We start from the raw sequence: 15,584 nt of genomic DNA, 5'->3' as shown, positions 1-15,584 counted from the left end.
GAAAATTATGGCTCATGTATCAACTCCTGTTTCGGCTGCTTCAAGCCAAGCAGATATGCCAAAGCAACACTTCGCACTGGCATCATTGACCACATTATTTTTTATGTGGGGATTTATAACTTGTCTAAATGACATATTAATCCCTTACTTAAAAGGTATGTTTTCACTTAACTATACGCAGGCTATGCTCATCCAATTTTGCTTCTTTGGTGCGTATTTTGTGATGTCAATTCCGGCAGGTAAGTTGGTCAGTCGAATTGGCTATCAGCTTGGTATTGTTGTGGGTTTGGTGGTTGCATCCGTTGGTTGTGCACTATTTTACCCTGCCGCTGTTGCCCATGTTTATGAGCTATTTTTACTGGCCTTGTTTGTACTGGCATCAGGTATCACTATTTTACAAGTATCTGCAAATCCTTACGTAAGCGTACTTGGTCCGCAAAAGACAGCCTCTTCACGTTTGACTATGACACAAGCATTTAACTCATTAGGAACGACGGTTGCGCCAATTTTTGGTGGTTGGTTGATTCTATCTGAAATTAGCCAAGCCACGGCAGAAGAAGTGAAGCTACCTTATTTAATGTTGTCGTTAAGCTTATTAATACTTGCCGTTATCTTCGCATTTTTAAAGCTACCAAAACTAGGTAAAGAAAGTGACAGTGAAGCGGCTCATCAAGATTTAGAAGACTTTGTTGATTTAGGCAGTGTTTGGCGTTATCGCCATTTAATTTTAGGCGCCGTAGGTATCTTTGTGTATGTGGGCGCAGAAGTGGCAATTGGTAGCTTCTTAGTGGGCTTTTTGACCCTTGATAATATTGCGGGTTTAGCAGAAAAAGAGGCCGCTCATTATATTAGTTATTATTTCGCAGGAGCCATGGTTGGTCGCTTTATTGGTGCGGCTGTAATGCAAAAATTTAATGCAGGTAAGGTATTAGCATGTCATGGCTTACTTGCCGTAATGCTTGTTGTGATTGCCATGACGGGTGAGGGAAGCCTTGCTATGTGGGCAATTTTACTCGTGGGTCTATGTAATTCGATTATGTTCCCAACGATTTTCAGCCTAGCGCTACATGGTCTTGGTAAATACACCTCTAAAGGCTCAGGCATTTTATGTTTAGCGATTGTGGGTGGTGCAATTATTCCTCTATTACAAGGTATTTTAGCGGATTCTATTGGTGTGCAAATGGCGCTATTTTTACCAATTGCATGTTACTTATACATTACTTACTTTGCGCTGGTTGGCTCAAAAGTATCGACTCAGACTCAGCAATCATCATAGGTGAAAAAAATGAAATTGAAAAAAACATTCACTCTCTGTTCGTTAATGATGGCAAGCGTCAGCATGCTAGGTTGTAGTGGGCAAGACAAGGTTACAAACGTGAACGCTGAGCAAGAAATTTGGCCAAACATCGAAACAGGTATTGCAGCAAATCCAGAGATGGAAGCAAAAATTGCGAAAATACTCACAAATATGACCCTAGAGCAAAAAATTGCTCAAATGATCCAGCCAGAAATTCGCGATATTACCGTTGAAGATATGCGTAAATATGGCTTTGGTTCTTATCTTAATGGTGGTGGAGCATTCCCTAATAATGACAAACATGCCAGCGCCGCTGACTGGATTGACCTTGCTGAGAAAATGTATCAAGCCTCTATAGATGACTCGCTCGATGGTAGCTCTATACCTACCATGTGGGGCACCGATGCAGTACATGGTCATAACAACGTTATTGGTGCGACATTATTCCCACATAACATTGGCTTGGGTGCGACAAATAACCCTGAGCTAATCGAAAAAATTGCAGCTGCTACAGCGCAAGAAGTGATGGTAACTGGTATCGACTGGGTGTTCGCGCCAACTGTGGCTGTTGTGCGTGATGACCGCTGGGGTCGAACTTACGAGGGCTACTCTGAAGACCCTGAAATTGTTAAATCTTACTCAGCAGCTATCGTTAGAGGTTTGCAAGGCGCGGTTGATAACGATTTCTTATCTGATAAGCGCGTAATTAGCACTGTTAAACACTTTTTAGGCGATGGCGGTACAGAAGGTGGTGATGACCAAGGTAATAACACAGCATCAGAGCAAGAGTTATTTGATATTCATGCGCAAGGTTATGTTGGTGGCTTAGGTGCGGGTGCACAAACCGTGATGGCGTCATTTAACAGCTGGAATGGTGAAAAAATTCACGGCAGCAAATATCTACTTACCGACGTGTTAAAAGGCAAAATGGGCTTTGACGGTTTTGTTGTCGGTGACTGGAACGGCCACGGTCAAATTCCGGGGTGTACTAATGGCAATTGTGCACAAGCCGCAAATGCGGGCCTTGATGTGTATATGGTTCCGACAGATGCATGGAAACCACTATACGAAAATCTCATCAAGCAAGTGAAAAGTGGTGAAATTGCGCAAAGCCGAATTGATGATGCGGTAACGCGTATCTTACGTGTAAAAATGCGCGCTGGTTTGTTTGATAAACCAAGCCCAGCTAAGCGTCCGCTTTCTGGTAAAACAGAGATTATTGGCAGTGCTGAGCATCGTGCAATTGCAAAACAAGCGGTACGTGAATCATTGGTGCTTTTGAAAAATAAGCAAGCGTTATTACCTCTATCACCAAATACAAATGTATTAGTTGCAGGTCAGGGTGCTGATAACATTGGCATGCAGTCTGGTGGCTGGACGATTACATGGCAAGGCACAGGCAATGAAAATAGTGACTTCCCGGGTGGTAGCTCTATTTTTGATGGCATTAAAGCAACCGTTGAGCAAGCCGGTGGGCAAGTTCAATACGATGAAAATGGTGCCTTTGAGACTAAGCCTGATGTTGCGATTGTAGTATTTGGTGAGCAGCCGTATGCAGAAGGCAATGGTGATTTAGATAACCTTGAATATCAACGCGGTAATAAAACTGATTTAGCACTTCTTAAAAAGTTAAAAGATGCGGGTATTCCTGTGGTGTCACTATTTATTAGTGGTCGCCCAATGTGGGTGAATGCTGAGCTTAATGCTAGTGATGCGTTTGTTGCAACTTGGTTACCTGGTAGCGAAGGTGATGCGATTAGCGATGTTATCTTTAAAAAGCAAGATGGCTCTATCAATCATGACTTTAAAGGTAAGTTATCTTTTTCATGGCCAAATAATCCTGTAGGTAACCAAAATCGTGGTGATAAAGATTATGCGCCACTACTGCCTTATGGCTTTGGTTTAACTTATCAAGATAAAAATACATTAGCGGATGACCTGAGCGAAAAATCACAAGTTTCTGCTAAATTAGAAGACTTAGTATTATTTGAACGTGCCGTAAAAGCACCATGGTCACTACAGTTGCAAAGTGGTTCTGAGCTGCAAGCTATGACCAGCAGCCGTGCAGCATTAAATGCTGTTAGCGTAAAAACCTTTGATAAAGACGTGCAAGAAGATGCGCGCGCAATCAGCTTTAATGGTAAGGAAGCAGCTGCTGTTCGTTTAATGGCGGCGTTCCCGTCGGATCTGCGCTCATACGTTGAAAAAGCTGGTCAGTTAGAAATGCAAATTAAAGTAGATCAAGCTGCTGATGCGCCGTTAATGCTAGGTATGCAGTGTGGTGAAAACTGTGACGGTCAATTTGATATTAGCAAACAAGTTAAAGGTACAAGTGATTGGCAGACGCTAACCGTTGATTTGAGCTGCTTTGCTGAACAAGGTGTGCAGCTTGGGCAAGTGTTCTCACCGTGGCAGTTAGCTACTGAAGGTGCATGGCAAGTATCAATTGCTAAATTATCATTAAGTAGCTCACACACGCAGGACTCTTCAGTCTCATGTCAGTAAAACCATATGTCGTTATTTTGCTAACAGGTGTATTTAGCGCCTGTCAGCAAACTGCTGAGCCTGTCAAAGCTAGCTTAGGTGATGGATGGCAGTTAGTTTGGCAAGATGAATTTTCACAAAATACTCTTGATTTGGCTAAGTGGCAACATGAAGTCAATTGTCGAGGTGGCGGTAATGATGAGCAGCAATGCTACACCGCACGAAGTGAAAACAGTTTTGTCAAAAATGGCTTATTGCATATTGTTGCTCGGCAAGAGCAATACACTGGGCCTTTACATAATCGCGATGAAGTAAGCAGCGATGCTGAGCGAGAAAAGGTGGCAACACAGCCTTTTACTTCTGCACGTTTACGTACTAAAAACTTAGCTGATTGGCGATATGGCCGTTTTGAAATTCGCGCTAAATTGCCTGCAGGACAAGGGGCGTGGCCTGCGATTTGGATGTTACCTACTGATTGGCATTATGGCCGCTGGGCATCTTCAGGCGAAATAGACATCATGGAAGCGGTGAATCTAAAGACCCTTACTGATGACAAAACAGCGCCAGCAGGTAGCCTTGAGACACGCGTACACGGCACTTTGCATTACGGTGGTCCTGCGCCAGAAAATGTCTACAGTGGTACGCCTTATCGTTTCAGCGAAGTAGATAACCCGGCTGATAATTTTCATGTTTATGCCCTTGAATGGCAACAAGATGAAATTCGTTGGTATGTTGATGATGTTCATTATGCGACATTTCACCACGACCATTGGTATTCAACATCACAACAACAAGACGGCTCGTTTATAGAAAATAAGGGGTTTGCTCCATTTGATCAGCGTTTTCACTTACTCCTTAACTTTGCTGTAGGCGGAAACTGGCCTGCAAATGTGAATGACAAAGGCGTTGATTTTGCGGGTTACCCTAAGCAAATGCTGGTCGATTATGTACGTGTTTTTCAATGTAGTAAAAATATTGAAACAGGCATTGGTTGTGCAACTACACAGCCATCTGCAGTACAAATAAAGGGTAAGTAAATTATGAGCCAAAAGCCTGCAGATACATCGCCGAACTCGTTGTATCAGCTGGCTTTTGGTTCATTCTATCGGTTGAGCTTTTGTAGTAATAGCTGTCTTAATCTTCTCGCTGTTATTTCGTCGATATCTGCTAATATCCCTTGTACAGGCTCAGCTACATGGCTTGCTAAATCCACATCATCAGCAAAGACATAATGATTAAATAGTTGCTGCCATTTCTGCTTGTGCTCGTTTGGTAAGTCTTTAATCGCCAACATACTGTGCAGCATGGCATCAAATGGGTTTGCCAAATACTCTGGGGCTTGTCGCCACCAATAGTTTACTAATACATTAAATGGACTGGTCGCGCTAACCTGATGCCACCATAGAGCAGGTATATAGATAGCATCGCCAGGGGTAAGGGTAGCTGATTGAGCCTTTGAAAGAGCCTCTTTAAAACGTGGAAAACGGCTCAAATCTGGGTTACTAAAATCAACTAAGCTAATTGCTTGTCCAGCAGGTGTAAACTCCAGCGGGCCAACGTAAAGGTTATTGACCTGATCGGTTGGCATTAGAGTAAAAGTGCGTTCACCAGCTGCAACACAAGCTAGGTTATCGGCATTGTCATAGTGAGCCGCAATCTGGCTATGATTCCCCACCCAGAGGCTTGTAAGGCAATTATAATCGGTCACTATTAATGGGTTCTCAAGGCTAAAGCCCGGAGCGCAATACTCTACTGCAGTGGAACCCATATACAACGAATCATTATCGGTTTGCGACAGTTTTAATGCTAGTTTTTGCAATACAGCCTGAAGACTATCGGCGTGCTGTGAAAAATTAAGCCCCGATAAATCAGCGTTATAAAAATACCGACCATGATGAATTGCCTCGCTACTAAAGCTTCGCACCGGAGCATTATTGGCAAGACCTAAAAGATAGTCTAAAGCGCTTTTAGAGCCTTGTTTAGCTGCAATCACTTGGGGCCAATCAGCACAGAGATCTCTTATTACCAGTGGTTCAGTAAGCTCAGCTAAAAAAGGTTTAAGATCAGGAATGCTTGAAGCCTGGCATTCTTTTATTGGCGCAGCCGCAAACATTACTGCTGAGCCCATTTTCTATTAAGCAAATGAGGGATTTTTTCCATTGATGCCAACACCATATAAATAGCCTGCAAGTCACCTTGCTGTTGTAACTGCTTAAGTTGCTCAGCGGTTAAATCGTGTAGTACCTGTTGGTTAATGGTATAAAAGCCGTTCACTGTGACTTTTTCGCCATTTTTATCCGCATATTCAATACTGAAAGATTCGAGTAAATTAACGCTAAGCAAACGCTCAAAAAAGTGGTTAATTGTTTGATGTTCTTGATGTAACGCGTTAAGTACTTGAGCAATATGGTTTAAATAATCGCTATTACCACCATGTTCAAGAAAAATTGCTTCGCCATCGCGTGTGCTTATGCGTGGGCTATCTAAATCAATATGTACCACCAGTGATTGCTCAGGAATGCCATTGTTATACTGAGTTTGTTGACCAATTAAAAATGGCTGGCGCTGCATACTCAGTGGTAAGTAACTCAGCTGTAATTCACCTTGTTCGTTAAGCAGTAAGTTCTCGCCATTTTCAAAACCAAATAAAGCTAAGGCTTCGAATTGACCTGTTTGAGGGTGCTTACGAAATACGATAGGTTGATTTGCTTGGACTTTAGCAAATTCACTTGGAAATACGGTAGCGCAGCTAATATTATCGCCCCAGTTAGCACCGCGTGTGGTGATGACTTTTAGGTCTTTATGGCTGATGTTATCAAGTAATACATGATTGGCCATTGGGCCTCCTAATGCTGAGATTAAATAGGTTGTATGCCAAATTGCTGAATATGATTTAACAGCTCGCGGTTAGTTGGTAGTTGTTGTAATCCGCGTTTGGCTTGTTGTTGGTTAGCACTAAAGTGCTCAATAATAGCCGTTGGCATTGCAAGTACAGGGAATTGTGGTAGTTGTTTCATACCATAAAGTACATACTGGTAACTGGCCGCAGAGAAGACCTCTTGAGTGCGGTCAAAGTCGTTTAGCCACGGGCTTTGATATTGCCAAAGAGCTAAGTTTTCTTGCAGCTGCACAGGGATTGAGTTTGCCTCTTTATGAGCTTGCCAATAGGGGCTAGTGCGCTTTGACAGCACATAATGCAGCTTTAAAAACTCAATGATACGTTGCCAGCGATAATGGCATTGCTCATCAAAACGCTTTGCCAGTGTCGGCATTGCAGCACGATGAGTGGGGAAATTGGCAAGTAAATTATTAAGACCAAGTTCCACCATGACTAACGCTGAGGCTTCAAGTGGTTCAATAAAGCCTGCAGACATACCAATAGCTAAACAGTTTTTATACCAAAAACGGCGTCTATAGCCGGGGTTAAAACTGATTTCACGAAATGTCAATTCACTTTGTTCTGTGCCAGGCTGGGTTTTTGCAATGTATTGGCTAAGTGCATGTTTCGCATCTTCGCTACTGGCAAAGCGGCTTGAGTACACCATACCAAGACCACGGCGGCTTTGTAGGCCAATATCCCAAATCCAACCCGCATCTTGAGCAGTGGCTTTGGTATAAGAAAGAATCTCTTGTTGCGGGTTTAAATAAGGTACCTGAACGGCAACTGCTCGGTCGTTAAATAGCACATCTTGTTGCTCGATTAGTTCGATACCGTAATGCTGATGTAACAGCTTTGCGTGGGTGCCAGAGCAATCAATAAATATATCACCCGTGATAGCGCCATGATCGTGTGTTTGTAATGAACTAATATAGCCATCCTCATCACTATTGATGCTTTCAACATGGCTGACGATATGCTCAACTTTTAGTTTTGTAGTGCAGTGCTGTTGCAGCAGTATGGCAAACTTACCAGCATCTAAATGATAGCCATAGTTTGCTTCACCTTGATAGGCGCTATGTAAGTGGTTTTTCGGCGCTTTATGGTGATCGCACAAGTAGGTTTGGCTTGCCACTGCGTGACTAAAACTCACGGCATCTTTGTTGGCAAACCAGTAAGGTGCAATATTTAATTGCTGATAAGCCACCGGTAAGCTGAATGGGTGATAATAATGTGCGTCGCCTTCATCGTCGCACCAGCTATCAAAGCGTGAACCCTGTTTAAAAGACGCATCACAGCGTTGAATAAATTCACTTTCGCTAATGCCGATGGTTTTTAAGGTTTGTCGCATGGTTGGCCAAGTACCTTCACCAACACCTATAGTGGCAATATCTGGCGATTCAATTAGTGTAATGTGTGCGTTGTGAGTTAAGTGGGGTTGGGCAGCAATTAAGCCTGCAGATAACCAACCCGCAGTACCCCCACCTAAAATGACGACTTTTTTTACTTCATTCTGTTGCATGTTCAAGGCTACCTAAAATGCTATATAGACAAACTAGCATAATTGCGAAAAAAAAAGCCGCTGTTGAGCGGCTTTTTTGACAACAAAATGCTAGAACGAGTAGCGGAAGCCGATGTTATAGCGCGCACCGTATTGGTTTGCACGTAACAGCTGCTCTGAGTAACGAACGTAGGTACGTTGCGTTTCGTCTGTAAGATTTAGACCTTCAACAAACACCGTTAGTTTTTCATTAACTGCGTAGTTCACATTGATATCCCACTGGCCGTAAGACTCAGTAAAGATAGGTGAAGCATGTTGGTCAAAGCCTGTTAAGAACTCATCACGCCAGTTATAAGAAATACGTGCTGATAAACCGTCTAAATCATAAATTGCTGAGAAGTTAGCTGAATCACTTAAACCAGGTAAAGCAAATTGATAGCCGATTGCATCTCGGTCAGCTTCAACATCACCAAATACGAAAGTCGCGTTGGCTGCAATACCAAAACCTGAATCACCAAACATATGTTGAGCTGCCAGTTCCCAGCCCCATAGATTTGCTGTTTCAACGTTGTTATCACGCGAAATGAAGAAGCTTGCGAGTGGATCTGTATCGTTACCAACGATAGGCGTGCCTTCTTCTGTACCTTGGTTTTCGTTGATCTTATCGTGAATTGCTTGGTCAGATGGTTGCTCACCTGCTGCTGCTAAATCTTCACGAGCTTGCTCTGCACGATCACCAATGAATGGGTCAGTAATGCCGTCGATCGTTTCTTCAGTTGTAATATTAACTAAGAAGTTATCAACTTGCTTACGGTAGTAACCTGCTGATACATAGCTGCCTTCACCGTAGTAGTACTCAAGTGATAGGTCGATATTGTCAGCGGTATAAGGTTTTAAGTTTGGGTTACCTACAGCAACTTTTCGTTGACCAACTTTAGGGTTACCTAAAAATGACGTTGTTGAACGAAGCGCGCCAACTGGAGGGCGAGCAAGGCTTCGGCTGTAAGAGAAACGAGCGATGACGTCTTCAACTACTTCGATGTTCATATCGATGCTAGGTAAAAACTCTTTGCTGCTACCTTCACCATTTGAGAAAGAGCGCTCATCAGCGTAAATGTATGACCACTCGTTACCGTTAACCCATTCCATTGCAACAGCAGGGCGCTCTAAGCTGTTTGCTGTAACATCCGTTGATTCGTAACGTAAACCCGCAGTGATGTTCACTGGCATACCGTTGAACTCTGTTTCGAAGTTAGCTTGTGCGTATACGGCTGTTGTTTCTTCGCTGACACGGTGATCGTCATCGATTGGACCTGATTGCACCATACCATTTACATCAGCAGGCCAGCTACATGCACCAATGCCGCCATCTGGGTGATCACAGTCAATGCTTTCTGCAATCGCAACGATGTCATCAAAATCAGCATCATAATAGTAATTTAATAACTTATCGCTACCACCGCCAGAGAAACCGTCAAGTAAACCAGAGCTATCTACTCGAGTGAACATGCTGTCATCGTACCAATCAGCAGAGTTTAACCACCAACCAGCAGCTAGCTGACCTGAATAAGCAGTCGTGGTGCGGAAGTCGATTTTAGTGTGTGACATACCAAAGTTAATGCTCGAAAGAGCACCGCTGTCCTCATTATACCAAGTACCTTTTAGTTGATATTGGTCAAGGTCATTCGTGTTAGTGTCTTTGTTTACACCGGCGAAAAGCGTCCCCATGTCGCTAGGTAAAATTTCTGCTTGGCCATTAGTTAAGGTCATATCGATTAGCGGAATTTCGCCTTTGCTGAAGTCAGCCATTTTTTCGTCGATATTGACGGTTGGGTTTTCACACCATGAACATGAGGTGTTACCGATGATCATAAATGCATCATGGCCAATACCAACACCGGCACTTTCTGCCGATGAGTTGTGTGCATCAAACTCAATGTTTAAGTTGTCTGTTACTTGCCAATCAATGTTTAAACCAAGCGATTTATTTTCGTTGGTTGTCGCGCCACGATTTAAGTTTGTAGAGTAGTCACCACCAATCTCAGTTACTTGAGTGTAAGTACCGTTTTCATTGATAGTTGCAGCACTTACGTTACCGCCATTATTGAACCAAACACCAAAGCTACGACCATCTTTTTCAAACTCAAGCTTTGAATACGTGTAATCGACTGTCGCTGTAATACGGTCATTAGGTGCATATTGCAGCACAAGTTGGCCATTGGTACGTTTACGTGAATTGTCAGAAAACGCGTAACCAGCATTCTGCGGATACCAAGTAGCACCATCAGCGCGTTGGTTGTTATCTGTGACAGCTAAATCAGGAGATGATGAAATATCAACATTTGGGATCCAGTTATCAACCGCCATTGATTGTTCACGGTTATCACGCTCTTGCACTGAACCTGAAATTAAGATACCAAATTTGTCATCGTTGAATGTGTTGCTGTAAATACCTGAAAGTTCAGGTGTTACATCGCTACCTGTTTCGTTTGATGTATCGTGAACGGCTTTTGCGCCAATCGATGCGTGTAGGCCAGGATTAGAGAGAGGTTTTGCAGTGGTGATATTAACGGTTGCACCAATACCACCGCTAGGGATATCAGAGCGAGCTGTTTTGTATACTTCAACACCACTCACACTTTCAGTTGCGATATCACCAAAATCAAATGAACGACCACCGGTTGTTGGCATTTGACGATTGTTAAGCGTTACTAAGTTAAATTCAGGACCAAAACCACGAACTGTAATTTTGCTACCTTCACCGTTACTTCGGTCAATAGACACACCGGTAATACGTTGTAAAGATTCAGCTAAGTTGGTATCTGGGAATTTACCAATATCTTCTGAAGTAATTGCATCAACAACACCTGCAGATTGACGTTTGATATCCATTGATTTTACAAGACTTCCGCGAATACCGGATACTTGTATTACTTCAATATCACTCGCTTTGTCGGGCTGTTCTTCGGCGACAGCTGAGTGAGGAACTAGCGCGCTTAGACCCATTGCCATAGACAGGCTAATAGCAAGCTGCTTTTTCTTGAAAAGTGTGTGGTTCATGCAAATCTCCAGATTTGGTTTTAAATAATGTTGTCGTCTATTTTTTGTAAGCGCTTACATTTTTTTCCAAAAAAAATCGCCGAACCCGATTTTATAAATGTAACCGCTTACATTACGTTATTGGAAAGTAAAACAATCGTCAATATAAATAACGAGTTAAGATCAGGGTAAATTTCTATGCTTATGTTATTATTAGAAATATTTTATAAGTAAGTTTCTGTTTTTTAGGTACAAATCCTGCGGGTTTAAGCTGGAATGAGAAAAATATAGTCTTTTACATTTGTTAAATTGAGGAGGTTGCGTGCAATCAGTAAAATGGAATGGTGATGTATTCACCTCAAGTAAAATTATTTGTGTTGGTCGTAATTTTGCAGCGCATATTGCAGAGCTTAACAATGAAACACCCGCTAGTATGGTGTTGTTTGCAAAACCAAATAGTGCCATCACAGATATGCTTAATAGTGAACACTTAGGTGAAGCTTTACATTACGAAACTGAGCTTTGTTTTTTAGTTAAAAACAAGCAACTGGCAGCGGTTGGACTTGGCCTCGATTTAACCAAACGTGAACTACAAAGCATACTTAAAGAAAAAGGCCTACCTTGGGAGCGTGCAAAAGCCTTTAATGGCTCAGCATTGTTTACTGAATTTGTCGCTGTTAATGACAGCTTGCACTATCAATTTAGTCTAAAGATTGATGGTAAAGAAACTCAACTAGGTGACACAAAGCTAATGTTGTTTAACGCTGAGCAAATTTTAGCTGAGATCAGTGAATTTATGGACTTAGAAGATGGCGATATAATTATGACAGGCACGCCTGCCGGGGTAGGGAAAGTCGCGGCTAATTCAACCTTTGCTGTAACACTTATGGATGGTCAACAGGAGTTACTATCTCATCAGTGGCAGGCTCTGTAAGTGGGTCTAAAATGTAGCGCTGATAATAAGTTGAAAACTCAGGAAAGCTTTGTTCGAGCCAAGTTCGTTGGCTTTGCTGGTATCTCTCACTTGGCAACACCTTGTTTTTCAGCGCCTCATTAATCTGTACAAGTACTTTTTCGGCATAATGATTAGGCGCATTCGTTGAGCAACCAATGGCGCCAAAAACAATACTCTGTGCTGGATTAACGATGGTGAGTTTTTGAATATTCTGTAGGTTTTGCTGGTTGTAATAATCAGCAACAAATGGGTAATCAATAGTGTAATCAATGTAGCCGTGTTCTAGCTGTGATAGCAGAGCAAAATTTGGGCTACTGCCGTTACCACTTAGTGCTGCACTTTCGTAGAGTTTGGTATTTTTCGCAATCTTATCTAATTTACTGCCAAACTTACGCGCACTATTTTGACCATAAATAAAATTAGCATCAGTGAATAAAGAGATTAGTGGCACTGGATCGCCATGTTTTTGTCTAATCTTTAATGATTTTTCTTCAGTACTTAAAACACTGAATGGTGGGTACACTGTGGTTGGGATTGAGTAAGTAACATGATTATTTTTTTTACCTCGATGGATCATACAGGCATAGCATGCCATTTTCCCTTCAGCGAGATATTTACTGCCACGCTTTTGCGGTAATATCACTTTGCTGTGGTTAATTTCGGGTAAGGCTTCAATCAACATATCGGTAATTTCATTGCATAACCCACCATGGGGGTTAGCTTTGCTTTTCTCGATAAAGAAAGGCTTAGCATCATTTTCAAACCAGGTAATAGTGAGTTGTTCTGAGGCATCAGTTTTCGGGGCAAAGAACGCCCCCGCAACCACGCATAATACTTGTTTTATGTATTTACTCATCAACAACCTTGCAAGTTAAGTGTTAAGAGTAACTATACACTATAGTATTAGGAAGCGTGTAGTTTGAATAGATAAATGATGAATAAGTATTGGTTTTCGTTTAATCCAATTGCTTCGCATTGAAGAGCAAGTTCAAGCATTTACCTATTCATTTTCTAGTGTTTTTTTGTATTCTTTAAAGCCAACCCCTGTCCAACGTTTGAATGCTTTGGCAAAAGCACTTTCATCTACATAGCCAAAGTACAAAGCAAGGTGTGCTTGATTCGCACTACCTTGGCGTATCAACTTCTTGGCTAGTTCACAGCGAACTTCATCACTTAACTTTTTAAATGAGTAGCCTTTTTCAGCAAGCTTGCGATTTAAGTGCCTTTCACTCACAGCCAATAAATTACTTATTTGTTCACGTTTTAAATTGGGTTGCTTAAGTAAAATTGCACTGACTTTATCAACATAACTCTGTGGTTGCAGTTGCTTTAGTTGTTGCTCTGCCAGTGATTGCATTTGTTGTTGCACAGCTTGATTAACGTTCCGTTGTTGCAATTGCCAATCATCATCATGATAAATTAAGTAATTTTCGTTGGTGTTAAAAAGCAATTCGGCGTCTCCAAAAATGGCGCGATAGCTTGCTATATTCCCTTGCTGAGAATGCGTAAATGCAACCACCTTGGGCTTTATTGGTGCACCAGAGATCCATTTCGCGCCACAGGCAACACAGGCAAGAACTGCCTCTATCCTTATTGCTGTAGGAGTGCTAAAAAAGGCATCAAAAGTGACTTTCCAGCCATTTTTTGAATGTGATTTACTAAACTTACCACCTTCACCTATTAAGGCTGAATAGGCAATTAAGCTGTCGACAGCATCACCTAGAGTCGGACAACTAAATAGTAAGTAGCCGAGCATATCGTAACTATCGGGCTTTAAACTTAAGGCTATTTTAAGACCAAGTTCATTGTCATTTAAATCTGTCAAAGCTTGCCAAAGCGCATCTTGTAGCGCCATCGGCAGTCTTCCTTCACTTGGGAATTTTTGAATTTGCTGGCATAAATTAGCATCTAATTGTACATCTAACGCGGGAAGAATATGCAAAATAGCCTTGCTAAAGCCAGGTGTTACGCTGTTTGTAGTCATGTGTGTTCTTCTTATTGTTGTGTGATTTTTATAGCACAACTAAGAAATGATGTCTCGTTTTAACTGGTTTTTGTCCTGTCATCGCTATTACAAGTTTTTAAAAAATAGTTAATCTGGTTGTCACACTTTGATTTATCTATGTAGGAATGAGTATGCATCCATACGTTGTAATTGGCGCAGGCCCAATGGGTCTTTGTACTGTTCGTCGACTAGCTGAGACTGGCATTGATGTGATTGGTCTTGAAGCACACAGTGATGTAGGTGGTTTATGGGATATTAATAGCCCAACCAGCACCATGTATGAATCAGCTCATTTAATTTCATCAAAGAGAATGACCGAGTTTGCTGATTTTCCAATGGCAGAACACGTCGCAACATATCCAAAACATGATCAAATGCGTGAGTATTTTCAAGCCTACGCTAAACATTTTGACCTCTATAAGCATTACCGCTTTGGAGCATGGGTTTCTCATTGCGAGCCAGAAGGTGAGTTTTGGCGAGTTAGCTATGTGCAAAATGGCCTGCAAAAAGAAATTTTAGCGAGCGGTTTATTGCTCGCTAATGGTACTTTGCATCACCCTAATCGGGGACAGTTCAAGGGCTCTTTTGCAGGAGAGCAAATTCATTCAAGTGAATATCGAAGTGCAGGCTTATTTTCAGGTAAACGTGTTCTGATAATTGGTTGTGGCAACTCTGCGTGTGATATCGCAGTCGATGCGGTTCATCGTGCAAAATCTGTAGATATGGTGGTACGCAGAGGTTATTACTTTTTACCGAAATTTGTCGCAGGCAGGCCTACAGATACACTTGGTGGTAAAGTGCGATTACCGAATAAATTGAAACAAATAGTCGATGGTACATTAGTTAGGCTTATTTCAGGCAAACCAAGTTCATATGGCTTACCTGATCCAGACTATAAAATGTATGAATCGCACCCTGTGGTTAATTCATTGTTTTTACATCACATTGGTCATGGTGATATCAAAGTTAGACCATCAATTGCTGAGTTAACCGAGGAGGGAGCTGCGTTTACTGATGGCAATAAAGCTGACTATGATTTGATTTTAGAAGCAACGGGTTACAAGTTGCATTACCCGTTTTTAGACCAAGCCCACCTTAACTGGCAGGGGGATGCTCCTCGCTTGTATTTAAATGTGTTTAACCCACTACATCAAAACTTGTATGTGATGGGGATGGTTGAAGCAACTGGATTAGGTTGGCAAGGCCGTGATGATCAGGCAAAGCTAGTTGCTAAAGTGATCCGAATGCAACTAGATAACCCTACTAAAGCGGCTAAGTTTGCTGAAAAAGTGAAGCGTAAAGCAGCTGTCAGAATTGACGGTGGTATGAATTATTTAGAGCTTGAACGCATGGCGTATTATGTTCATAAAGCTGACTACCTAGCGGCGATTAATGATGAAATGCGCCAATTAAAAATGGGATAAA

11 protein-coding genes are annotated in these 15,584 nt (G+C 42.0%); 5 read left to right on the top strand and 6 right to left on the bottom strand.

Going from position 1 to position 15,584, the window contains the following annotated elements:
* The first annotated feature begins 7 nt into the window (after positions 1 to 7).
* Genes J3455_RS15250 through J3455_RS15240 form a run of 3 tightly spaced genes read left to right on the top strand, consistent with a single transcriptional unit; the run spans position 8 to position 4,818 of the window.
* Positions 8 to 1,276 carry a sugar MFS transporter gene (locus tag J3455_RS15250; protein WP_130049588.1) on the top strand — a complete coding sequence of 423 codons (1,269 nt, stop codon included), beginning with the start codon at positions 8 to 10 and terminating at the stop codon, positions 1,274 to 1,276.
* Between the two features lie 9 nt (positions 1,277 to 1,285).
* Positions 1,286 to 3,802 (top strand): glycoside hydrolase family 3 protein, encoded by a 2,517-nt coding sequence (locus J3455_RS15245; protein WP_349562001.1) that lies wholly within the window; start codon positions 1,286 to 1,288, stop codon positions 3,800 to 3,802.
* On the top strand, positions 3,793 to 4,818 hold the full coding sequence (locus J3455_RS15240; protein WP_349562000.1) for a glycoside hydrolase family 16 protein: 1,026 nt from the start codon (positions 3,793 to 3,795) through the stop codon (positions 4,816 to 4,818). Before J3455_RS15245 ends, J3455_RS15240 begins: the two co-directional genes overlap by 10 nt.
* A gap of 65 nt (positions 4,819 to 4,883) precedes the next feature.
* Here the strand turns inward: J3455_RS15240 and J3455_RS15235 are convergent, their stop codons facing one another.
* The 4 genes from J3455_RS15235 to J3455_RS15220 all read right to left on the bottom strand — a co-directional run bounded on the left by J3455_RS15235 (position 4,884) and on the right by J3455_RS15220 (position 11,220).
* A complete protein-coding gene (locus J3455_RS15235; protein ID WP_349561999.1) occupies positions 4,884 to 5,894 on the bottom strand; it encodes a cupin-like domain-containing protein in 1,011 nt (336 codons plus the stop codon).
* The gene (locus tag J3455_RS15230) at positions 5,894 to 6,619 is read right to left on the bottom strand and encodes a SapC family protein (protein ID WP_178926635.1); all 726 of its coding nucleotides are present in this window, start codon (positions 6,617 to 6,619) and stop codon (positions 5,894 to 5,896) included. The genes J3455_RS15235 and J3455_RS15230 overlap by 1 nt, the downstream gene beginning before the upstream one ends.
* Before the next feature lie 20 nt (positions 6,620 to 6,639).
* Positions 6,640 to 8,181 carry a tryptophan halogenase family protein gene (locus J3455_RS15225; RefSeq protein ID WP_286257250.1) on the bottom strand — a complete coding sequence of 514 codons (1,542 nt, stop codon included), beginning with the start codon at positions 8,179 to 8,181 and terminating at the stop codon, positions 6,640 to 6,642.
* A 90-nt stretch (positions 8,182 to 8,271) separates the two neighbouring features.
* Entirely contained in the window at positions 8,272 to 11,220 is a 2,949-nt protein-coding gene (locus tag J3455_RS15220) for a TonB-dependent receptor (RefSeq protein ID WP_250661703.1), read from the bottom strand.
* 301 nt (positions 11,221 to 11,521) lie between these two features.
* Here J3455_RS15220 and J3455_RS15215 point away from each other — a divergent pair, with 301 nt between their 5' ends.
* Complete coding sequence (locus J3455_RS15215; RefSeq protein ID WP_130049582.1) at positions 11,522 to 12,133, top strand: fumarylacetoacetate hydrolase family protein; 612 nt, start codon at positions 11,522 to 11,524, stop codon at positions 12,131 to 12,133.
* Here J3455_RS15215 and J3455_RS15210 read toward each other — a convergent pair.
* Positions 12,084 to 13,010 (bottom strand): ABC transporter substrate-binding protein, encoded by a 927-nt coding sequence (locus J3455_RS15210; protein WP_349561998.1) that lies wholly within the window; start codon positions 13,008 to 13,010, stop codon positions 12,084 to 12,086. The two genes, J3455_RS15215 and J3455_RS15210, sit on opposite strands and share 50 nt — an antisense overlap.
* A 144-nt stretch (positions 13,011 to 13,154) precedes the next feature.
* A complete protein-coding gene (locus J3455_RS15205) occupies positions 13,155 to 14,138 on the bottom strand; it encodes an AraC family transcriptional regulator (RefSeq protein WP_130049580.1) in 984 nt (327 codons plus the stop codon).
* A gap of 152 nt (positions 14,139 to 14,290) precedes the next feature.
* On the opposite strand from J3455_RS15205, the gene J3455_RS15200 reads away from it, so the two are divergent.
* Positions 14,291 to 15,583: a flavin-containing monooxygenase gene (locus J3455_RS15200; protein ID WP_130049579.1), complete on the top strand. Its 1,293-nt coding sequence runs from the start codon at positions 14,291 to 14,293 to the stop codon at positions 15,581 to 15,583.
* Position 15,584: the final 1 nt, after the last annotated feature.

Source organism: Pseudoalteromonas sp. NFXS39 (assembly GCF_040148775.1).
GTDB lineage: Bacteria > Pseudomonadota > Gammaproteobacteria > Enterobacterales > Alteromonadaceae > Pseudoalteromonas > Pseudoalteromonas apostichopi.
This window is presented reverse-complemented; position numbering and strand designations above follow the sequence as displayed.

Coding starts and splice junctions, on each gene's coding strand:
- J3455_RS15250 (WP_130049588.1), top strand. CDS start 8: ATGGCTCATGTATCAACTCCTGTTTCGGCTGCTTCAAGCCAAGCAGAT.
- J3455_RS15245 (WP_349562001.1), top strand. CDS start 1,286: ATGAAATTGAAAAAAACATTCACTCTCTGTTCGTTAATGATGGCAAGC.
- J3455_RS15240 (WP_349562000.1), top strand. CDS start 3,793: ATGTCAGTAAAACCATATGTCGTTATTTTGCTAACAGGTGTATTTAGC.
- J3455_RS15235 (WP_349561999.1), bottom strand. CDS start 5,894: ATGTTTGCGGCTGCGCCAATAAAAGAATGCCAGGCTTCAAGCATTCCT.
- J3455_RS15230 (WP_178926635.1), bottom strand. CDS start 6,619: ATGGCCAATCATGTATTACTTGATAACATCAGCCATAAAGACCTAAAA.
- J3455_RS15225 (WP_286257250.1), bottom strand. CDS start 8,181: ATGCAACAGAATGAAGTAAAAAAAGTCGTCATTTTAGGTGGGGGTACT.
- J3455_RS15220 (WP_250661703.1), bottom strand. CDS start 11,220: ATGAACCACACACTTTTCAAGAAAAAGCAGCTTGCTATTAGCCTGTCT.
- J3455_RS15210 (WP_349561998.1), bottom strand. CDS start 13,010: ATGAGTAAATACATAAAACAAGTATTATGCGTGGTTGCGGGGGCGTTC.
- J3455_RS15205 (WP_130049580.1), bottom strand. CDS start 14,138: ATGACTACAAACAGCGTAACACCTGGCTTTAGCAAGGCTATTTTGCAT.
- J3455_RS15200 (WP_130049579.1), top strand. CDS start 14,291: ATGCATCCATACGTTGTAATTGGCGCAGGCCCAATGGGTCTTTGTACT.